The 23405-nt window shown below is 30.7% G+C and carries 17 protein-coding genes; 9 read left to right on the forward strand and 8 right to left on the reverse strand.

From position 1 onward, the window contains the following. Window positions 1-1944: a hypothetical protein gene (locus ETU08_RS06880; RefSeq protein WP_146262294.1), complete on the reverse strand. Its 1944-nt coding sequence runs from the start codon at window positions 1942-1944 to the stop codon at window positions 1-3. Between the two features lie 2 nt (window positions 1945-1946). Further along, a complete protein-coding gene (locus ETU08_RS06885; RefSeq protein ID WP_221410542.1) occupies window positions 1947-2684 on the reverse strand; it encodes a hypothetical protein in 738 nt (245 codons plus the stop codon). A gap of 1589 nt (window positions 2685-4273) precedes the next feature. Between ETU08_RS06885 and nadA the strand changes: the two genes are divergently transcribed. The 3 genes from nadA to nadC all read left to right on the forward strand — a co-directional run bounded on the left by nadA (window position 4274) and on the right by nadC (window position 7788). Next, window positions 4274-5278: a quinolinate synthase NadA gene (gene nadA, locus ETU08_RS06890; protein WP_146262295.1), complete on the forward strand. Its 1005-nt coding sequence runs from the start codon at window positions 4274-4276 to the stop codon at window positions 5276-5278. 72 nt (window positions 5279-5350) lie between these two features. Next, entirely contained in the window at window positions 5351-6925 is a 1575-nt protein-coding gene (gene nadB, locus ETU08_RS06895; RefSeq protein ID WP_146262296.1) for an L-aspartate oxidase, read from the forward strand. A gap of 2 nt (window positions 6926-6927) precedes the next feature. Continuing rightward, window positions 6928-7788: a carboxylating nicotinate-nucleotide diphosphorylase gene (gene nadC, locus ETU08_RS06900; protein ID WP_146262297.1), complete on the forward strand. Its 861-nt coding sequence runs from the start codon at window positions 6928-6930 to the stop codon at window positions 7786-7788. 96 nt (window positions 7789-7884) lie between these two features. Here nadC and ETU08_RS06905 read toward each other — a convergent pair whose 3' ends face one another. Further along, a complete protein-coding gene (locus ETU08_RS06905) occupies window positions 7885-9465 on the reverse strand; it encodes a TROVE domain-containing protein (protein WP_146262298.1) in 1581 nt (526 codons plus the stop codon). Window positions 9466-9635: 170 nt separating this feature from the next. Between ETU08_RS06905 and ETU08_RS06910 the strand changes: the two genes are divergently transcribed. After that, complete coding sequence (locus ETU08_RS06910; protein WP_146262299.1) at window positions 9636-10655, forward strand: helix-turn-helix transcriptional regulator; 1020 nt, start codon at window positions 9636-9638, stop codon at window positions 10653-10655. Window positions 10656-10690: 35 nt separating this feature from the next. Here ETU08_RS06910 and ETU08_RS06915 read toward each other — a convergent pair whose 3' ends face one another. Then, entirely contained in the window at window positions 10691-11047 is a 357-nt protein-coding gene (locus ETU08_RS06915; protein ID WP_146262300.1) for a winged helix-turn-helix transcriptional regulator, read from the reverse strand. A gap of 175 nt (window positions 11048-11222) precedes the next feature. Here ETU08_RS06915 and ETU08_RS06920 point away from each other — a divergent pair, with 175 nt between their 5' ends. From ETU08_RS06920 to ETU08_RS06935, 4 genes are all read left to right on the forward strand, one after another. Further along, window positions 11223-12104, forward strand: coding sequence for an arginase family protein (locus ETU08_RS06920; RefSeq protein WP_146262301.1), 882 nt, complete (start codon window positions 11223-11225; stop codon window positions 12102-12104). Window positions 12105-12263: 159 nt separating this feature from the next. After that, complete coding sequence (locus ETU08_RS06925) at window positions 12264-13619, forward strand: hydroxymethylglutaryl-CoA synthase family protein (RefSeq protein ID WP_146262411.1); 1356 nt, start codon at window positions 12264-12266, stop codon at window positions 13617-13619. A 355-nt stretch (window positions 13620-13974) separates the two neighbouring features. After that, a complete protein-coding gene (purU, locus tag ETU08_RS06930) occupies window positions 13975-14835 on the forward strand; it encodes a formyltetrahydrofolate deformylase (RefSeq protein ID WP_146262302.1) in 861 nt (286 codons plus the stop codon). Window positions 14836-14888: 53 nt separating this feature from the next. Then, window positions 14889-16481: a peptide chain release factor 3 gene (locus tag ETU08_RS06935; protein WP_146262303.1), complete on the forward strand. Its 1593-nt coding sequence runs from the start codon at window positions 14889-14891 to the stop codon at window positions 16479-16481. Between the two features lie 128 nt (window positions 16482-16609). Here the strand turns inward: ETU08_RS06935 and gpmI are convergent, their stop codons facing one another. The 4 genes from gpmI to ETU08_RS06955 all read right to left on the reverse strand — a co-directional run bounded on the left by gpmI (window position 16610) and on the right by ETU08_RS06955 (window position 22428). Next, the gene (gene gpmI, locus ETU08_RS06940) at window positions 16610-18133 is read right to left on the reverse strand and encodes a 2,3-bisphosphoglycerate-independent phosphoglycerate mutase (RefSeq protein WP_146262304.1); all 1524 of its coding nucleotides are present in this window, start codon (window positions 18131-18133) and stop codon (window positions 16610-16612) included. 123 nt (window positions 18134-18256) lie between these two features. Then, window positions 18257-20101 (reverse strand): glutamine--fructose-6-phosphate transaminase (isomerizing), encoded by a 1845-nt coding sequence (gene glmS / locus ETU08_RS06945; RefSeq protein WP_146262305.1) that lies wholly within the window; start codon window positions 20099-20101, stop codon window positions 18257-18259. Window positions 20102-20114: 13 nt separating this feature from the next. Continuing rightward, window positions 20115-21611: a DUF4270 family protein gene (locus tag ETU08_RS06950; protein WP_146262306.1), complete on the reverse strand. Its 1497-nt coding sequence runs from the start codon at window positions 21609-21611 to the stop codon at window positions 20115-20117. Between the two features lie 7 nt (window positions 21612-21618). Further along, entirely contained in the window at window positions 21619-22428 is an 810-nt protein-coding gene (locus ETU08_RS06955) for a glycogen/starch synthase (protein WP_146262307.1), read from the reverse strand. 116 nt (window positions 22429-22544) lie between these two features. Between ETU08_RS06955 and panC the strand changes: the two genes are divergently transcribed. Next, a complete protein-coding gene (gene panC / locus ETU08_RS06960) occupies window positions 22545-23405 on the forward strand; it encodes a pantoate--beta-alanine ligase (RefSeq protein WP_146262308.1) in 861 nt (286 codons plus the stop codon).

Below are 23405 nucleotides of genomic sequence, written 5' to 3' on the forward strand. Positions count from 1 at the left end.
CTAAAAATCTAATAGTATTTCTACCATTTTTAGGAAACTTTTTACTGAATTATTATTTTCACCCTTAGTTTCTAAAGTTAATTCTGCATTAATACTGTTGTCTGAAATTCCAGTATATTTAGCTGTAAAAATTCCCATTTCTTTCAAAAAATCACTAACTTTTTTATAATCTTTAGCAACATTAAACCCTTCTTCTGATAGTTGATTAAGTATTTTACTTGAATCAAAATATACAACTGAACCATTTTTAGATAAGAGCTCTTTTTGTTTTTTATTTATTTTAGCTACATAGGTTCCGTTTTTAATATTTAAAATATCATTAGGAGAAGTACCGATAAATATAATTCCATCTTTAATCAGTAAATAAAATTTATAGGTTTTATAATCTTTATTTTCAATGGTATAAATTCCATCATCTAAAGATACAATCCCTTTTTTTATTCCATATTTTAACAAAGATTTTTGAAAGCGAGTATCCTCAGAAGACGCCATAAATAGGAATTCGGGTAAAGTTTCTTTTTTAGTTTTTTCTACTTCTTTAGAATCATAAGTATCTTCCTCATATTCATAGGTTTTATAAGTACTCTCTCTGGCTGATAAGCCATTTAAAAGGAATAAGGCATCTCCTTTGGCTACTTTGGCAATTGCTTTTTCATCTAAAATGATATTGAAAAATTCAGTAAATAATTCAGCTTCTTCTTTATCGTCTTTACTAAAAATTAAATTAGCCATCCATTTAGGATATAATTCCATGTATTTTTCTGTATTTAAAGACAAACTGATGAAACCTGGAACTTTATCTTCATCTATATATTGGTAGAACTTTTTATTCAATTTATAATTATACATTTGCTTGTACTGCTCTAAATCTTTTTCATTTACTTCAACAGCTGTTTTAAGTAGTACATTCTGATTGTTTAAGTATAATTTTACATTTACACTTTTAGCCCCTAAAGCTAGTGGTGAACCTGTAAATTCTAAAAATTTTTTAGTATATATGGATAATAGACCATTATTCTCTGGGTACCAACCATAATAATATCTTCTTTTATCATATTTATCAGTAAAAAAAGTAATTGCTGCCTCTTTATCTTCTACTTTTCTATAATTGGGATTATCTAAAATAGATGGGGCTGTATTTCTATAATAAATTCTGTAGGCATATTCTTTCAGCCATCTTTCATTAACTGATGCTTTTAAACTATCTTGCTTTTCCCTTTCTCTTTCATAAGAATTTTGTCTATTTTCATATTCGCTATCATCATCTTCCGTAGAGGTTTCTGCAACGGTTGTTTCCTCATCGTTTTCAGCAGGATTAGCAATTGTTGCCACCAGATAGTCAGTTACCTCATCAGATTCTTCTACTGAGGCAGATTCCATAACATCTGTAGCAGCTAAGGTATCTATCGAATTATAAACATACTCATCTGAATTATTCACCCCATAACGTGCAACATTAGTAGAATCATCAAAAAAATTATTTTTAAAATCTCCGAAAACAAACACTGCTTTTTCGTTATCCCAAAGTATTAGATTATTGTTTTTATAAAATTCTTTTATAGTTCCTTGTTGTTTAATTTTAATATTTTTTCCTTGTTTAGTTTTTAATAGTTCTTCAAATTTATTTGCATCTGATATTGAAAATAATAGTGCATTGTAGTTTATACTATCGGTTGTTTGATTAAAATAGAAGAAATCGGAAGAAAAGTTTATTCCTAAATCATTAAAATCTTTACCGTTTCTTTTTTTTCCGAATATTTTATTTAGAATGCTATCTCCTAAATTAGTTTTGCTTAGTTCCTGTAGGGATATATTTTCTAAAAATTTATTCCCTTTTGCATGAATTACTGCATTTGCATCTTGTGGAATTTTATTAACTAATTGCCCTTGTGCAAAAATACTTATATACAAAAGGGTACAGAGGGTTGATAGTAGTAATTTCATTATTAATTTAGTTTTATTTGATTGGATATATTTACTTTGTTGTTTATTAAATCTAAAATTAGACTTTTCTGCATTATCGCTTTTTTACTCTTAGAAATTTTTGCTTGTGCATTGTTGCTTTTTTCAATGGTAGAGGTGAATCTGTAGATTTGGGTATAAGTTGCATTTTTAAAAACTTCCTTATCTGCTGCTTTCAGTTTATTGTAAGCTTCTTTATTTCCATTTTTATAATCATAATTGAAGGTTTTACTTGTTTTATTGTAAGAATAAACCGGAGTCTCTTCAACTTTCATTTTATAAGCCGCAAAAATATCTTTACTAGCTTTATTTAAAACAGATACATCTGAAAAAGAAAAACTTACGGAAACTATATAATTAGTGAAATCTGTAGTCGTTTTTACATTACTGATCCCTGCTATATTTTTTAGTTTAGTGGATAAACCATTTATATCTTGTTGAATATCTTTTTTACCGGGAACTTTATATCCATTAATACTATCTAACAACATAATGGAGGCTATTTTATTTTTGCTTTGGCTGAGATTAATTGTCATGGTCATCTCCCCACTTCCATCTGCATTCATATCCACCTCTTCTAATATTTCAAAACATGAAATTAGAAAAGGAGACAGTATAAAAAGAAGAAAAAATTTGCAATTTTTAATGAGAAAAGTTTTATAAAGATCCATAATTATAGCAGTTAGTTTATAGCCGTTAAATATAAGCATATTTTTATTCATCTTATTTTATCTTTAGCTTAAACTTATTTTTTTATTTATTAGGATTCCCTCTAAATAATTTAAAATTTGTAGCAAAATCATCTTTTAAAATATTGAAATTCATTTTTATATAGGCATATTTAATTAGTCAAAAATTAGAATTAAATATAATATTGATGTGGTTGGGAAATATTATGGTTTTGCTGTTTATATGGGTAAAAGGTAGTATTCCCTATCCTACTCTTCTTAATTTGTAATAAAGGCCTAAACAATGTATAAAAATATTATATATCGCTAGAATATGTTTTTAATTCTATTTCACTTAAATTAGAAATATGTTGAGCTACTAAATATAAACGAGGCTCCAATCTTGGTTTTGTTTGCCTTTGTTTTTATTTATTCATTTTCTTCATATTCTCCCATGCTTCTATAAATAAAGAATGCAAGAGATTTATTTATTTCCTGTTCTGATTACCATTCGGCAACGAGGCAAATGAAATCAATAAGTAATATATCTAGGTATTCATATATACTCAACAATTTTAATTTCTTGATACAGAATAATATTTTTTAGTTGCATTATAATATGGTTATTTTCAAAAAAAAATTCCTTTATTACCAATTATTTTTCAATATATTGGAAATAAAAGATAAATCGTAAGGTAAAAACACACAGAAATAAACTTAAACCAATAATTATTTGAAATTAATGAAGTCGGTTGAATATTCATGAAGTTTAAAGTGAATAATATAAATTTGAGAAACACGTAAATTAAACCAAGTGATATTATGTTTTAAATACCATAATAAATAAAAACAATAGAATATCTAAAATTAAACACCTATAAATTATTCATATATCAAAATAAGTATATTTAGCAATTCCCTCTAACAAAACTACTGCAAATCATACATTGATTAATTGAAATTCAGAACTTTAGTCTACCAATTTTGTTCCCTTGGTGAGATTCGAACTCACATTCTCCTTACGGAGCAGTACGGCTCTAAATGCGCTTCCCTACTTACTTTAAAATATTTTCGTCTACCCGCCAAAATAACGGGGATATCCGTACACTCTATGGCTCGACCGGTTCTTTTTCCATAGACTTTACCTTTTAAGCTACAAGGGCATAATATGAATAGTGTAATACATTATTTTATAAAATATTACACAAAAAATTATTTATTTTTAAATAAATGACCAGTATAGATGGAAATTATTTGTATCGACCTAATTAATTACAATCATATACATAAATATTGCATTGTTAAAAAATAATTTTATAATAATGTTTAAATTCTTAACCATCTCAATCACTCAATTTTAAAGACCATGTATAGGTTTACAATGCAAACTAAATGCTTATGTATGAAGTATATTTGCGCCTTTTTTATTAAAATTAAATTTAAAAGTTAAAATTCTAAAAGAAAATTCTTACAATCATTCTAATTAAGAAAAGAAGTCTTTTAATCATTTAAATTATTAAAGAAAACTAATGCATGATATAAAGTTATATCTAAAAAGACATTATTGTTTATATTATCCGTTTATTTATAAATTCATTCAATGAATTTTATCTATATTTATCAATTATTAATTGAATTGTAACATGCCAACATTGAATAATGCCATAGAATCTTTAAAGGAAAAAGGCTATTTGAATTTGAAAGTTCCTGAAAATTTAGATCTTGTTAAAGAGATTCAAAAACTTAAAAAAGAAAAAAATGCAATTATCCTAGCTCACTATTACCAAAGTAAAGAAATTCAAGATCTTTCTGATTTTCTAGGCGATAGCTTACAACTAGCAAGAGCTGCCGAGAAAACAGAAGCAGATATGATTGTCTTTTGTGGCGTTCATTTTATGGCTGAAACAGCAAAAATTCTGAATCCTACCAAAAAAGTAGTTTTACCTGATTTACATGCAGGTTGTTCTCTTGCTGATAATTGCAGTGGAGATGGATTGCGCAAAATGAAAGAAGAACATCCCGGTGCTACTGTTGTCAGTTATATCAATTGTGATATAGGTGTTAAAGCCGAAAGTGATATAATTGTAACTTCTTCCAATGCTGAAAGTATTATAAAATCACTACCAGAAAATCAAAAAATTATTTTTGCTCCCGATCGAAATCTAGGAAGATATATTAACCAAGTAACTGGTAGGAACATGATACTATGGGATGGAGCCTGTATTATACACGAAGCATTTTCCGCCGAACGTATTGCCAAGCAAATGCTAGAGCATCCGGGAGCTAAACTAATCGCACACCCGGAAGCTCAAAAAAATGTATTGGCTTTGGCTGATTTTATAGGATCTACTGCTAGACTTCTTGATTATGTTGTAAACAACGAGTCACAAAAATTTATTGTTGCAACTGAAGAAGGAATACTACATGAAATGCATAAACGAGCTCCACATAAAGAACTGATCCCCGCTTTAATACAAGACGAAACTTGTAATTGTAGTGAATGTTTTTATATGAAGATGAATACTTTAGAAAAATTATATCTGTGTATGAAATACGAATTACCAGAAATACTTCTGGATGAAAATATGCGGGTAAAAGCCCTAAAATCAATAAACAAAATGTTAGAACTTTCAGTTCAAATTAAGTAATACAATAACATTAATTATTTTGAATTATCCATAAATTTCATAGTAAACACCAATAAAAATCCCACACCGCTAATGTTGTATACAGATGTACTAGTTATAGGTTCAGGCATATCAGGTTTATCCTATGCTCTTAAAATTGCACAAAAATCCCCAGAAGCTCGCATTACAATATTAACTAAGGCTGATGATGAAGAATCCAATACTAAATATGCACAAGGAGGAGTAGCCGTAGTAACGAATTTTATTCAAGATAGTTTTGATAAGCATATTGAAGATACTTTACGTGCAGGTGATGGATTATGCAACCGAGAAGTGGTAGAAATTGTAGTTAAAGAAGGGCCGGAACGAATTAAAGAAATTGTGGAATGGGGTACTATCTTTGACAAAGATGATAAACAAACCTACGACCTAGGAAGAGAAGGAGGGCATACAGTAAATAGAGTGGTGCATTTTAAAGATATTACAGGTGCTGAGATTGAACGTGCTTTACTTGAAGCTATAAATAAATATAAAAATATTCAATTACTTAATTATCATTATGTTATTGACCTCATAACTGAACATCATATCCCAAATGAGCCTTTCAATAAATATAATCAAAACTGTTTTGGAGCTTACGTGCTTGATTTAAAGAAACAAAGAATCATAAAAATGTCTTCCAAAATAACCCTTATGGCTACCGGTGGATGCGGACATGTTTATAAAAATACCACCAACCCACTTATAGCCACAGGAGACGGCATTGGTTTAGCCCATAGGGCTAAGGCTAAAATCAGCCATATGCAATATATTCAGTTTCATCCCACTGCCTTTTATAGCCGTAGATCTGGTCAGTTATCTCTAATTTCAGAAGCGGTACGTGGATTTGGAGCTAAATTAAGAACCGCTTCCGGTGAAAAATTTATGCATAAATATGATGAACGAGAGGAATTGGCATCCCGGGACATTGTAGCCAGAGCTATTGACAGTGAAATGAAGTTACGCGGCGATGATTATGTATGTTTAGATTGCCGTCATCTTGATCACGAGAAGTTCCTTGAACATTTTCCTAATATTTATCAAAAATGTAAAGAAGAAGGTTTTGATATGTTTAAAGATCTTATACCTGTAGTTCCTGCCTGTCATTATCTTTGCGGAGGTATTGATGTGGATATCTATGGACAGAGTACTATAGAAAATATGTTTGCTGTAGGCGAATGTAGCAATACAGGTCTTCATGGTGCCAACCGTTTAGCCTCAAACTCCTTACTTGAAGCTTTGGTTTTTGCCCATAGAAGTGCTATGAAAACCACTGAAAAGCTCAATAGTGATAACTTCCAATACAACAAAATTGATAAAATCCCAGAATGGGACCAAAAAGGCATGGAAGTAAGTAAAGAGATGGCTATTCTTAATTACCTTCGTAAAGATTTACAAATTTTGATGAGTGATTTGGTAGGCATTGTGAGAAGCAATCGACGGCTAGAAATGGCTAAACAAAAAGAGGAGGAAATATATAAAGCAGTAAAAGAATTATACCATTTGTCCATACTTTCTCCACAATTATCAGAACTTAGAAATTTGGTTAGTGTTGCCTGGTTAATTATTAACCAAAGCCTTGAACAAAAACGAAACAATGGAGCATTTTATAATAAAGATTTAAATTAAAGATGAATAGCCCCCCTTACGTTACTAAAGATAGATTAAAGCATTTCATTACAGAAGCTATAAAGGAAGACATTGAAAATGGCGACCATTCTACCCTTGGAAGTGTACCGGCACATTCCAAACAAAAAGCACATCTTATTATTAAAGAAGATTGTTTACTTGCCGGAATTGATCTAGCTATAGAGATTTTTAATTTTTATGACCCATCCCTTCAAATTGAAGTTTTGAAAAATGATGGAGAACAAGTTTCGAAAGGAGAAATAGCTTTTATTGTATCCGGAAATGCATCATCTATCTTATCCATGGAAAGACTCGTTTTAAATTGTATGCAACGCATGAGCGGTATAGCTACATTAAGTAAAGAAATGAGCGATTTAGTGAAAGGTACAAAAACTAAAATCCTAGATACACGCAAAACTACTCCTAACTTTCGTATGTGTGAAAAATGGGCAGTTTACATAGGTGGAGCCACCAATCACCGCTATGGACTTTTTGATATGGTTATGCTTAAGGATAATCACAATGATTTTTCCGGTGGAATTATAGAATCAGTAACATCCGTTCGTAAATACTTGCAAGAAAAACAATTGGATTTAAAAATTGAAGTTGAAACACGTAATTTATTAGAAGTTCAGCAAGCGATAGACGTAAAAGCAGATATAATTATGCTTGACAATATGTCCATTTTAGATATGGAAAAAGCAGTACTTTTAATTGATGGATGTGCAAAGACTGAAGCATCCGGAGGAATAACCAAAGAAAGAATATTGGAAATAGCCTCTATAGGAGTTGATTATATTTCTTCAGGTTCAATTATTTATCGCGCATCTGTTAAGGATATGAGCCTAAAAGCCATTAAATAATTGAATAAAAAAAGCTTTACAGAGCAACATTCATATAGAGACTGTTGTTCTGTAAATCGAAGTAACTCTATATTACGGCATCCGTAAAGCCTTATTTTATAATTTAATTTTCATAATTTCTTCCACAATGGTAGATCCTTGTTCAATGAAATAAATCATGTCAAAAATCCGTTCACTCCAACCGCTAATATACACCATATTTTTGGAACTTTTGGTCATTGAATTACCATAACCTTTTAAATCTATAGTATAAACTTTTACCTCAGGATTTATTTTTAAATATTTCTTAAATAGAGAGTTAAAGTTTTTTCCAGTATTTCCCTTGTCATCAAACCAATTACATCCATCTCCAATTTGGCAGTCTGAGAAAATGATCATTCGATCAATAATTATTTTCTCTTTAATTATCTCTTCCATGTATGCAAAGATGCCTCGTTCTGTGCCTGGTCCGCATTCTTTAGCGGCTTCATCAATTCTTTTAAAATTTTCAAACACATTTTCATTTCGGCTTAATTTAGCATTAACTAAATGATCTCCAAATAGTCCCACATACGTATCTCTGCATTTTTCCCAATAAAGTACAGCAAATAAATTGGCTATATCGGCCGTTTTACGGCTACTCATGGCTGATACTAAGGATTTCCCGGCATAGTCTCCATACATGCTTCCCGAATTGTCTGATAATATGGCTGTTTTCCCTTCTTGGTAGGGGATATTTTCACATGCGATAAGCAAAGCTATTTCTAAAGCATTTCTAACTCTTACAGTTTTTTCTTTGATCTTCTCAAAAATTTGATCTTCTTGAGACAATTTATCAATCTCAATAAAGGCAGACAAGTAACGAAAAGGCATTTGCTTAGATTTATGAATACGTTCTCTATCGGTAAGGATTTGAATTGCTGTATCCAGAGAACGATCCGTACCTTTTACTAAAATATTTCTTATATTTCTTAAAATAGCCATGTAGCCTAAAGAGCCACTTTCTACAAGTTCCTCCCATTTTTTAGCTACTGCATTTTTCTTTTCTATTTCAGATGAGAAATTTTTCTTTCCTAATTCTGACATCTCTGTCTCCCAGGTATAAGGGATTTTTAATGTATTGGTAGCTATGCGATTAAAAATTTCTTGTTGATTTTTATCCTTGGGTTGGGGATGAACTAAAAATAAAGCATCACGTAAACTGACTTCAGATTTAGAATTATATTTAGCGAATTGATATTCATCAAAAGAATTAAAGGCTTCGGCCAAACCTTTTTGAATTTGCTTAGACAATTGGTTTAACTTTTTTGTCTGTTTACGTTTATTGGCAATTTGATAATACGCCAAAACTTCTTTAATTTCATCTGCACGGCGAACTATACTTGCAATTGTCTTTCTAATTAAATCATTACCATTGGTAATTTTAGCCAACTCCACCGTTAAAAGAATTGGTACCGAACGTAAGTTCATATAAGTCCGAGCATATACAGCTAATTTGCAAACAAATTCAGGATCACACTCAATAATTAATTTTTTAATTCTTTTTAAACGTTCCTCACCAGACTCGTAATAAGAATCATCAACCATGAAGGTTACCACTGCTGAATAAAGCTCAATTTCGCTTTCCATACGAAATGCAAGTGCCCCCATATGATTTACGGTTTGATCTTTATTATTAGATAATTGATTAAATTTCATGGTTCAGATAATTGAATTGATAAGAAAATCCTTTAATATTTTTCAAAGATAAAACCTAGACTACGCAATATTTTTGCGCAATTAAATTTATTTTATATCTTTAGAAACTTATATTTTACTTTAAATTTTAAAATTAATAAAAATATTTTACTTTATCTAATATTATTTACATGCCAGTCAATAGAAATGCTTTAATTCGATATAAAACCATAGACACTTGTTTAAGAAATAAATATCGTCGGTGGACTTTAAATGATTTAATTGACGCCTGCTCTGATGCTTTGTATGAATACGAAGGAATTGATAAAGGGATAAGTAAGCGTACAGTTCAAATGGATATACAGATGATGCGTAGCGAAAAGCTCGGATACAATGCTCCTATTGTAGTTTATGACCATAAATATTATAAATATGAAGATGAAAATTATAGTATTACAGATACGCCCTTAACAGAACAAGACTTAAAAACCATGTCGGAAGCTGTTGAAATACTCAGACAATTTAAAGGGTTTTCTTACTTTTCCGAAATGGATAACATTGTTAGTCGTCTGGAAGATCATGTTACTTCGGCAAAGAAAAAAACATTTCCAGTTATTGATTTTGAAAAAAATGAAAACTTAACCGGGCTTAAATATCTTGATCCTATCTACCATGCAATTAATAATAAAAAAGTTTTAAAAATCACATATAAATCGTTTAAGGCTACGTCCACTTGTTGTTATATATTTCATCCATACTTGTTAAAAGAATATAGGAACCGTTGGTTTGTTTTTGGTAGATTTAATCACTCTCTATATAATTTAGCTTTAGATAGAATTCAGGAAATTGAAATATCTGAAAATGATAAATTTATTGATAATGACTTATTTAATATTCAATCATTTTTTGAAGATATTGTAGGTGTAACTAGAAATGCTAATATTAGAGCTAAAAACATACGTTTTTGGGTAGACAAAAACAATGCTCCATATGTAGAAACTAAACCATTGCATAAAAGTCAACAAATAATAGAATCCCATGAAGATGGTTCTAAAACCTTCCAAATTAGAGTAATCATAAATCAAGAATTACAAAGAGAATTTTTAGGCTTTGCTGATTCTATTGTAATTTTATCCCCTCAGTCATTGGCTAATTTTATGAATAAAAAGTTTTATTCAGCTCTTAAAAATTATACTGAAAATGAAATTTAATGCTACAAAAACCACATTTTTTATAACAAAATAAATTAAGATTCTTTTATTCCCAGAATCTTTCCCATAGTAGGTCGGAAACTATCCCCCCATTTTTCTATTTGATCTATAATAGGAATTAAGGTTTTTCCTATATCAGTAATTGAATATTGAGAATGTGGGGGGAATTCTGCAAAAATTTTTTTCTGAATTATTCCATGAATTTCTAATTCTTTCAATTGCTGATTTATAACTCTCGGACTAGCATCTGAAAATTCTTTATGTAATTCACTAGGACGCATAGGTTCTTTATTTAAAGATTGAAGTATGCAACTTTTCCATTTTCCCCCTATAACTTCCATAGTTATTTTAATTCCACAATCAATCTCAAAAGGTATCTTTCTCTTATACATAAAAATAAATTTAAAATATAAATGTAAGTAATTATCTGTATAAGCTAAAAAATAATGTATAGGATAAATTTATCAGTATATGAATAATTTATCAGTACTTTACTTATATGGACCTACATAATAAATTTGCAACTAATCATATAAAAATAATTCAACCACATTAAACAATAATAATATGAACAAAGAACAAAATACTACTCTAAGATTAATTTATCCGCAATGGCAAGGAGGAATTATTTCGCCACTTGTTCCCGAATTATCACCTGAAGATTCCTGTACTGGTTATTATTTAGGAGCTAGGCTTTTAAATTTTTTAGCTCCTAATACTAATCAAAAAACAATAGAGGTACCTATATCTTTAAATATCAATGATCGGGCTGTTAAAAATGGAATTAATTCCTATCAGGTAATCTATAAACAAACCCAAAGTGCTTTAGAAATCTTAAAAAAAGAAAATCCTCAACGAATAGTTACCTTAGGGGGAGAGTGCTCTGTAAGTATAGTTCCCTTTACCTATCTGGCATCAAAATACCCCGATGATGTTGCAATTATATGGATTGATGCCCACCCTGATCTCAATCTTCCCTATGATAAATATGAAGGCTACCATGCCATGGCACTAACCGCCAGCTTAGGCATGGGTGATGAGAAATTAATAAATCTTTTACCCGGAAAAGTTGATGCCTCCAAAGCATTACTTGTGGGGCTTCGTGCTTGGGATGAAGAAGGAGGTACTCCTGAAAGACAAAAAGCATTAGGAATTAAGCATTTAACCGGAGAAGAAGTTGCTAAAAATAGTAAACAAATCCTAAATTGGATAAAAGCAACGAAAGCATCAAAAGTAGTTATTCATTTTGATTTGGATGTTATTGACCCTAATGAGATGGTTGCTGCTGTAGGTACTGATCCGGATGGAATGAAAATAAATGAAGTGGTTAGAATAATTAATGATATAGCTAGTAGTTACGATTTGGTTGGGCTAACTATTGCAGAACCAATGCCCAGAGTAGCTATAAAAATAAAAAATATGTTAGAAAAACTTCCTTTAATTCAATAAAAAATAAATTCACCTAATAAAAATCCTTTAGAAAATTCTAAAGGATTTTATATACTATTCTTTTTATCTTATAAATCTTAATACAATTTCTCAGCTTCTTTTTATAATTTATTATTTTTGTACAATTACAATTTTAATAACTTAACCATGAATTCATCGATAAAAGTAGGAATAGATGCAGCTAGTTTTGACATACCAAAAATATACTTGCCTATTAAAGATCTTGCTGTAGCAAGGAATATAGAACCTGCAAAGCTGGAAAAAGGATTGGGGTTATTAAGAATGTCTTTTCCTGATGTACATCAGGATGTGGTAGTTTTTGCAGCCAATGCATTGAGAAAACTAATAATTCAAGAGAATTTAAAACCTGAGGATATAGCTAGAATATATGTTGGAACTGAAAGCGGTATAGACTCCTCTAAACCCATTGGTTCATTTTTACTTCCCTTACTGGAAGATTATTATGGAGCAGGATCGATGGAACATTGCGATGTAGTTGATCTCACTTTCGCATGTATTGGAGGGGTAGATGCTTTGCATAATTGTTTAGATTTTTTAAGGGTTAACCCCGAGAAAAAAGCGATTGTTATTTGTACGGATTTCGCAAAATACGACTTAAATTCAACCGGAGAATATACCCAAGGGGCTGGCGCAATAGCTATACTGTTATCCAGCAATCCCAGAATCATTTCTATTGATAATAAAATAGGAATTAGCACTCAAGGCGTTTTTGATTTCTTTAAACCGAAAAGGTCTTTAAATAAAAAAGAAGTGACCGGTAAAGAGAACAATCCAGAATGGTTTGGCGTACTGGAAAATGAAATTGATTTATTTAAAGAACAACCCGTTTTTGAAGGGCAATATTCCAATAGTTGCTATCAAAACCGTTTAAAAGGAGCCTACTTTCAACTAAAAAAACTTTTAAATTATGAAGGCTCTTTATACAATGCTTGGAAAAATATAATTGTTCACTTGCCCTATTCTTTTCAAGGAAGAAGAATGTTTTCAGAAATTTATGCCTTAGATTCCAACTTGAAAGATTCATTACCTGAAGATTTGACTGCCTATAATGAAAGAATTAAAGAAATTGGAAAGAGCGCAGAGTATAAAACCCTTGTTAAAGAAAAATTTAGCCCCGCAGAAATTGCTTCTTCTGACATAGGAAATATGTATACCGGTTCTATATTTATGGGATTATTGTCAACACTTTACTATCATTTTAAAAACAATTCAGAAATCAAAGGAGAAAAATTTGGTCTTTTAGCCTACGGAAGCGGTTCAAAATCCAAAGCGTTTGAAGGTATTGTTGAAAGTGAATGGAAATCTCAAACTGAAAAAATAAAATTATTTGAAACCATTAAAGACTCTAAACCCATAGACCTTGATGCTTATCATGCATTGCATAAAAAAGAATTAAAAAAATCTATTATATCTCCTTGTAATGAATACATATTGGACAAAATTGAAAAGAATGATCCAAATTTATTGGGCGCAAGATTTTATAAGTATATATAAGCTTAATAAAAAAGGAGAATAAAGGTTTATTCTCCTTTTTTATTTATTTTTTAGTAATTAATTGTACGTTCTATTGATTTTTTTACTTACTAGTAGTTTTATTCATCGTGTATTAAACTTAATTTAAAAAAACATTTAAGTCTCTAATTTAGGGTCTGTTCTTAGCCAAAATTTTAGTTTTTCTTAGTTTTAATACACATTTTATGGTTTCTATAAAAATTTATTCTTCTTCGCTTTTGTCAAAAATTAATTTTGTATTGCCCTATGATTAGATTTAATCCTTATCTTTAATAAAAGGAAAATTTTTTCGAATCATTCAAGATAATATACAATTACTAAAAACTCTTAATACAAAATGAAGAATTCAAATGCTATTCTACTTATACACTGCCCAGATAGACCCGGGCTAATTGCTTCTGTTACAGAATTTATATGTTCGTATGGAGGAAATATTATTGAACTGGAACAGCACGTAGATCCTAAAGATAAAATATTTTTTATGCGGGTAGAATGGGATTTAAAGGATTTTTCAATTCCTAGAAATGAAATTTCAGAATATTTTAAAAAAAATTATGGAGAAAACCTGTCCATGAATTTTAAATTATATTTTAACGATTATGTTCCTAAAATGGCTATTTGCGTTTCAAAAATGTCCCATTGTTTATTTGATATTCTAGGTCGATATACGGCGGGTGAATGGAAAGTACAAATTCCTATAATCATTAGTAATCATGAAGATCTTAGATGGGTAGCAGATAAATTTGGCATTGAATACCATGTTTTTAAAATGAATTCTGAAAATAAAACTTCCATTGAAGCAAAACAGAAAGAGCTATTGAGGGAAAAAGAGATTGATTTTATTGTTCTTGCTCGTTATATGCAAATCCTTACGGATGATTTTATTCTTAGCTATCCAAATAAAATAATTAATATTCATCACTCTTTTCTACCTGCATTCGTTGGTGCTAAACCTTATCATGCCGCTTTCGAACGTGGAGTTAAACTAATTGGTGCTACCAGCCATTATGTAACTGAAGAACTGGATGCGGGTCCTATTATAGAACAAGATATCACTCGTATCAGTCATAAAGATTGTGTTCAAGATTTAGTAAGAAAAGGACAAGATTTAGAAAAAATTGTATTATCTCATGCTATAGAGCACCATATTAACCGTAAGGTTTTGGTTTATAAAAATAAAACTGTCTTATTCTCTTAGAATCTAAATCTGTTAAATATATTATATTTGCAGACATTTAGCTGTAAGATACCATGAGTACTACCTTAGAAAAAGAAATACATAAAAGAAAAACGTTCGGAATTATTTCCCACCCAGATGCAGGAAAAACTACTTTAACTGAAAAATTATTATTGTTTGGAGGCGCTATTCAGGAAGCTGGAGCGGTTAAAAGTAATAAAGTGAAAAAGGGTGCTGCTTCTGACTTTATGGAAATAGAACGACAAAGAGGTATTTCTGTAGCTACTTCTGTGCTAGCTTTTGATTATAAAGGAAAAAAAATAAACATCTTAGATACTCCTGGTCATAAAGATTTTGCAGAAGATACTTATAGAACTTTAACAGCTGTTGATTCCGTAATCGTTGTTATTGATGTTGCTAAAGGGGTAGAAGAGCAAACTGAAAAATTAGTGCAGGTTTGTAGAATGAGAAACATTCCTATGTTGGTTTTCATTAATAAATTGGACCGAGAAGGTAAGGATGCTTTTGACCTATTGGATGAAGTTGAGCAAAAACTAAACTTAAGAGTTACTCCTCTTTCTTGGCCCATTGGTATGGGTTTAGATTTTCAAGGAATCTATAATATGTGGGAAAAGAATTTAAAATTCTTTACGGAAGAGAAAAAACAAAAAGTTGGAGATCGTATTGAAATTGAAGATATAAATGACCCTATAATTAATGAATTAATTGGGGATAAAGCCGCTGAAAACCTAAGAACAGATCAGGAATTAATTACATCTGTATATCCAGAATTTTCCAAACAAGAGTATTTAGATGGAACTTTACAACCGGTGTTTTTTGGTTCTGCTTTAAATAATTTTGGAGTTCAAGAGTTATTGGATGCTTTTATTGATATAGCTCCTAACCCGCTTCCAAAAATGAGCGATATACGCTTAGTAAAACCAGAAGAAAATAATTTTACGGGTTTTGTATTTAAAATCCATGCAAACATGGATCCTAAACATCGAGACCGCTTAGCCTTTGTAAAAATTGTTTCTGGAACATTTAAAAGAAATACGAATTATCTTCATGTAAGACAAAACAAAACTTTAAAATTTAGTAGCCCGGCAGCATTTTTTGCTGATAAAAAAGAAGTGATTGAAGAGAGTTTTCCTGGGGATATCGTGGGATTGCATGATACAGGAAACTTTAGAATTGGTGATACACTAACCGAGGGCGAAAAGCTTAATTTTAAAGGGATTCCTTCCTTTTCTCCAGAACATTTTCGCTATATTAATAACGATGACCCTATGAAAACTAAACAATTAGCTAAGGGCATTGACCAGCTTATGGATGAAGGTGTTGCTCAATTATTTACTTTAGAAATTAATAATCGAAAAATTATTGGAACTGTTGGTGCTCTTCAATACGAAGTTATACAATACAGATTAGAACATGAATATTCCGCCAAATGTAGCTATGAACCCGTAAGCATTCATAAAGCCTGCTGGGTGGAATGTGAAGATCAAAAATCTGAAGAATTTTTAGAATTTAAACGTGTGAAACAAAAATTCTTAGCTAAAGATAAATTTGGGCAACTAGTTTTTCTAGCTGATTCCGCGTTTAGCATCACCATGACGCAAGAAAAATATCCTTCTGTTAAACTTCATTTTACAAATGAATTCTAAAGAATTAAATTATAATATTTAAAATATCAACCATAGTTTATCTTAATCTTAATATTCATTTAAGATTGAATATATAAAAAAAGACATTAATTATATTAATGTCTTTTTGCAAAATTATAATATTAACTTTACTTTTGAATAAGTATATCTCCAGTCATTTCTTTAGGAATTGGGAGTCCCATAAGAGTTAAAATGGTTGGGGCTACGTCGCCTAATTTCCCTGGTTTTAAATTGTAGTGCTCTTTATCTACTATAACCAAAGGTACTAAGTTTGTTGTATGCTGTGTATTTGGAGATCCATCTTCATTTTTCATTTTATCAGAATTTCCATGATCGGCAATAATAATTGTTGTATAACCATTATCTAAGGCTACATCACAAATATCTTTCGCACATTCATCCACCACTTCTGCTGCTTTAATAGCCGCTTCAAACACTCCGGTATGTCCTACCATATCGGTATTAGCAAAATTTAAACACACAAAATCTACTTCTTGTTTTTTTAGTTCAGGTATTATTGCATCCCGTATATCATAAGCTGCCATTTGTGGTTTTAAGTCATAAGTTGGAACATCTTTAGGAGATTGTGCCATAATTCTTTTTTCATTCACAAACTCTTTTTCTTCTCCACCTGAAAAGAAGAATGTTACATGCGGATATTTTTCAGTTTCTGCAATTCTTATTTGGTTTAAAGAAGCATTTGCAATAACTTCTCCCAAAGTATTTTTAATGGTTTCTTCTTTAAAAATTACATGAATATTTTTGAAAGTTTCATCATATTCAGTCATTGTTACAAAATAGAGATCTAATTTTTTAGTACCTACTTCTGGATGATCGTGTTGAGATAATACATCTACAATTTCTCTAGGTCTATCTGTTCTAAAGTTAAAACAAATTACTACATCACCCTCTTGTATTTTAGCAATGGCTGTATCATTTTCTGTAATTACAATAGGTTTTAAAAACTCATCAGTAATTCCATCTTTATACGATTGCTCAATTACTTGTAATGGATCATCCGTATGGGTTCCTTCAGAATTTACCATGGCATCATAGGCAAGTTTTAATCTTTCCCACCTCTTATCTCTATCCATTGCATAATACCTTCCTACAATTGTTGCTAACTTTGCATTATAAGTATTACAAAAATCTAAAGTTTCTTTTATAAATCCTTTTCCACTATGCGGATCACAATCTCTTCCATCTGTAAACGCATGAACAAATACCTCTTTAACCTCAGAATTATTGGCAGCTTCCACTAGTGATTTTAAATGATCTATATGCGCATGAACTCCTCCGTCTGAAACTAAACCAATAAAATGAACCGGCTTATTATTTGCTTTTGCGTATTCAAAAGCTTTCTGCAATTCGGCCTCTTTATTCAAAGTCTTATTTTCAACGGTTAAGTTTATCCTAGTTAAATTTTGGTAAACTACTCTCCCTGCTCCTAAATTCATATGTCCAACCTCAGAATTTCCCATTTGCCCTTTAGGTAATCCCACATCTAATCCATAGGTTACTAATGTGGTATGAGAATATTTTTGGAAGTTACTATCCATAAATGGTGTATGTGCTTGGTCAATGGCTGAAACAGATTTATCAGTGGCTATCCCCCAGCCGTCTAATATCATTAATATAACTTTTTTATTCATTGTATTTGATCTTTGCTTATTACAAAAATACTGATTTTTATAATTTTTTTTAGTCTTTAAGTTCCTCTAATCTTAAAAATTATAGCTTATAAAAAAAGGTTTAGAAATCTAAACCTTTTTTAATTATTCAACTGTTACTGATTTTGCTAAATTTCTAGGTTGATCAACGTTAACCCCTCTCAAAATTGCTATATAATAAGCAAGTAACTGAAGTGGAATTGAGGCTAAGATCGGGGAAAAACATTCTGAAACATCAGGGATTTCAATTGCTTCAGCAACCATATTTTTAACTTGGGTATCACCTTCTGTAACGATTGCTATCACTTTTCCTTTCCTTGAATTTATTTCTTGAATGTTACTTACGATTTTTTCGTAATGCTCCGTTCTTGGAGCTATAACCACCACTGGCATATTTTCATCAATTAAGGCTATTGGTCCATGTTTCATTTCAGCTGCTGGATAACCTTCTGCATGAATATATGAAATCTCTTTTAGTTTTAAAGCTCCTTCTAAAGCAATTGGATAATTATATCCTCTCCCTAAATATAAGAAATTATGTACATTTTCGTATTGCAAAGAAATCTTCTTGATTTGTTCTTCTGTCGATTTAATTAGTTTCTCAATTTTATCAGGAATTGAGTCCAATTCCGTTATTAAAGAATTGAATTTTTCTTTACTAATGGTTCCTTTATGTTTAGCTAGCTTTATAGCTATCATTGAAAGTACTGCCAATTGTGCAGTAAAAGCTTTTGTTGATGCTACACCTATTTCGGGTCCTGCATGGGTATAAGAGCCAGCGTCTGTTAAACGAGCGATTGAAGAATCAACTACGTTACAGATACCGTAAATAAAGGCTCCTTTTTCTTTGGCTAATTTCAAAGCTGCCAAAGAATCTGCTGTTTCTCCTGATTGAGATATAGCAATTACAATATCTTTATCTGTAATTATTGGATTTCGATATCTAAACTCTGAGGCATATTCAACTTCTACAGGTATTCTAGCCAAATCTTCAATAAGATATTCTCCTACCAAGCCAGCATGCCAAGAAGTTCCACAAGAGATAATAATAATTCTTTCTGCATTTAGAAATTTTTCTTGATAGTCCCATATTCCTGCCATTTGAATGATGCCTTCTTCCACTAATAACCTACCCCTCATGGTATCCATAATAGATTTGGGTTGTTCATGGATTTCTTTTAACATAAAATGTTCATACCCCCCCTTTTCAATCTCTTCTAAACTCAATTTAAGTTCTTGAATGATCGGATTTACTTTTGAGTTATCTTTAATTTTAAAAACATCAACGCCTTTCAGGCTTATATTAGCCATCTCGCCATCTTCTAAATAAAGGGCTTCCTTCGTAAACTCTATGAATGGAGATGCATCAGAAGCAATAAAGTATTCATTTTCACCAATTCCTATGGCTAATGGACTACTTAATCTTGCCACTACAATTTCTTCCGGATGATCTACTTCCATGACTGCTATAGCGTAAGCTCCTATAACTTCGTTTAAAGCTAGACGAACAGCCGTTGATAAATCAATATTTTGGGTATCCTGCATAAATTGTATAAGATTAACCAGCACCTCTGTATCTGTATCACTTTTAAAGGTATACCCTTTAGAAGTTAGCATTATTTTTAAAGTATCATAGTTTTCAATTATACCGTTATGTACCAAAACTATCTTCTCATTGTTGGATAAATGAGGATGTGAATTGATATCGTTAGGAACTCCGTGGGTCGCCCATCTTGTATGACCAACACCTACGGTTGCATCAGATTTAAGTCCTTTGCATATTTCTTCTAAATCTGAAACTTTACCTTTAGTCTTAAATAATTTAAAATTTTTATTTTCATTTAAAACAATTCCTGCACTATCGTACCCTCTATATTCTAATCGTCTTAATCCATTAATAATTATGGGATAAGCCAATTTTTTTCCTATATATCCTGTAATTCCACACATAATTATTATAAATTTATTTTTTAGTATAAGTGATTTCTAATTTTAATTTTTTATCCTCAGTTTCATTATTTCCGTAAAATACTAATCGGTAGGGCTGATATGCTCTTGTTGTTTTGGCATATGAAACATACTGATCTGAAGAATTTTTTTCAAAATTTCCAATACCAACCTTAATAAGGTCATTACTAGCATTTTTTTCTACAATACTTTTCACATATTGAGTAATGTTTAAAATATAATAGCCTGGATTTATTTCTGTATTGTAAGGAGGATTGAAATTATAACCCGATAAACTTGAAAAACTAGTTATATCTGGTAAAAAAGAATTTTTAGTACTATTATACCCATAAATATAAATGGGTTTAGTTCCCGTAGTTTCTGCCACATTAAATTTTAACTGAGCATTAACAATTGCCCAATTTTTATGTAAGACTGAATCTCTAATGGCAGAAATCTGTGTTTCATCCAATTTAATAATCGCAGACGGACCTCCCATTCCTTGTAAAAACAATTTAGATTCTCCTTGTGTTATGTTGGGATTAAGCAGTTGTTCCTTCAATTGAGAGCTAGCGGTTGAATTGTCAAAAGTATATTCACCAAGCTCAGAATTAAATTCATTCCCCATGGTAAATTCATAAGTAGCATTTACAAAATTATCAGCATTTGTGTTTTTGTATTTATAATAAGCCACTAATGTCATTGTGCTTCTTGAAAAATCAAACATGAAATGTGAACGATCATCAGCCGGAGAAATTCTTATTCCTTTAAAATATTGCACGAAGAGATCGTCATTACTTAGCTCTGGTGCACCTTTTTTATTAAAGAAGTTTTCTTTAAAATAGGTAGGATCCAATCGTATTCTATAACCTGGCTTTGATTCAGTTGTAACTACAGCACCTCCACTAGTTTTTATTGAAATACTTGTAAGGGTTCCACCTAAGTTGGCAGTTCCTAACAAGTCACCTACGCTAACAACTTTATTAGAATACAAAGCCGATGAGGTAGTTTCTAAAAAAGTATTAATTCTATTAACGTTAATAGGCATAGGAGTTTCTGTGCTTCCTAAATAAGAGGTTAAAGGATATTTAGTAGTATATTTTAACGTGTCTGTTCCATTACCTGGTTTCAAAACGCTTGAAACCGTTCCTAAAGAAGCTCCAAAAGAGGGATTTATAGTTAAAACCACTGAATCAACTTCTTGTATATTTCCTTTAATCTCATGATTGGCAGCCAATCTAATCTGAGTATTAAACGAAGCTTTGGATTTTCCAAAGACATTATCTTCATACACACCAATTAAACCATTGGTTAATGTTGAATAATCTGCTCTAATAGTATCATTATTAGATACTGTGTAAGCTACTAAATCAACTGTAGTTTTCATACCTTTAGATTGATCTGGTATTAATCCTGCACCTATATCTGTTGAATCATTTTCACAGCTTAACAAAAAAGTTATTGATATTCCTGTTAATATCAATAACTTTATATTACTTTTAAGTATATTCATAAAATATTTAATGTTGAATATTTATTCCATTTGCTTCTCGATAAACTTCCTGAATGTCTTCATTCTGAATAAAATCAAACTTGGATTGTTCTAATTCATTGAAAAGCTCTTCCAACTCATTCAATAGAAGTTCTTCTCCTTTTACTACTACATCAGAAAATTTCATCGCTTCTTTTACAACATTAACGTAAGAATTGGAATTTAAGTATTTTAAATCATTCAAATCAATCTTATCATATTCAAGAATATTTTTAAAATTCTCACTAAACACACCGCCTTCTCCATGATTATATACTGAAGATATAATTTTTATGTCACTAAAAAATGCATCGTTGGAATAATTAGTCTTTAAATAGATAGGTAAAAAACTTGCCATCCAGCCGTGAATGTGTATTACATCTGGAATCCAATTTAATTTTTTTATGGTTTCTAGAACTCCTTTAGCAAAGAAAACGGATCTTTCATCATTGTCTTCAAACCATTGATTAAAATCATCTGAATAGGCAGATTTTCTTTTAAAATATTCTTGATTCTCAATAAAATAAACCTGCATTCTTTCTCCAGGAAGTGAAGCTACTTTAATTACCAATGGTTGATCTAAATCGTTGATGATTAAATTCATTCCCGACAGTCGAATAACTTCGTGGAGTTGATATCTCCTCTCATTTATTAAACCAAATCTTGGCATAAAAATCCTAACATCTTTCCCTTGTGCAAACATCTGCTTTGCTGCATTGTACACACCAGAAGATATAGGGTTTTCATTAAAGTAAGGAACTAATTCGGAAGTTACATGAAGTATTCTTTGTAAACTCATTATTTTTAAAAAATGATTGTAATAGTTGTTACAAAGTTACAAAAAATTAATGATATGTGCTATGTTTGCATTATATATGGATTAGTTGCATTACTGCAACAAATAATTTTAAGATTATGGTTATATTAAGAAATAGGCAAGATTTATCAGACTTTTCTAGCTCAATAAATGATAAGCAACTTGCCCTTGGCTTCGTGCCAACTATGGGGGCTCTACATCAAGGACATCTTTCTCTAATTCAAAAATCCATAGAAGAAAACCAGTACACCCTCGCTAGTATTTATGTAAATCCAACTCAATTTAATGATATATCTGATTTTGAAAAATATCCTAAAACCGAACAGGAAGATATAAAAAAATTAGAAAGTATTGGTTGTGATGCCGTTTATATTCCTTCGAATCAAGATATGTATCCAGAGGGTTTAGAAATTGATGAATTTACTATTGGAACCTTAGGGGATTATATGGAGGGGCATTCACGACCGGGACATTTTGATGGTATGATTACTATAGTTAGACGTTTATTTCTACAAATTAAACCTTCTAAAGCCTATTTTGGTGAAAAAGATTTTCAACAACTTCAAATTATTAGAAAATTTGTTTACGATGAAAAACTTCCTATAAAAATTATTGGAATGCCAATTTTTAGAGAAGACTCGGGTCTTGCTCTGAGTTCCAGGAACAGCCGTTTATCGGGTTCATTCAAAGAAGAAGCTTCATTCATCTATCAATCTTTACTTAAAGCAAAAAAACTTATTGAAAATTGTAAACCTGTGAGTGAAGTTATTTCAGAAATTAAAGAATTGTATGATAGTTCAATCTTTAAACTGGATTATTTTATTATTGCTGAAGAGGAAAATCTAATCCCTGTTGAAAAATTAGAATCAAATAAAAGTTATAGAGCCTTTATAACTGTTTACGCTGGAGAAGTTAGGCTTATTGATAATATAAAATTAGATTTTAATAACTGCATTTAG

The organism is Apibacter muscae, from assembly GCF_007845635.1.
Lineage (GTDB): Bacteria > Bacteroidota > Bacteroidia > Flavobacteriales > Weeksellaceae > Apibacter > Apibacter muscae.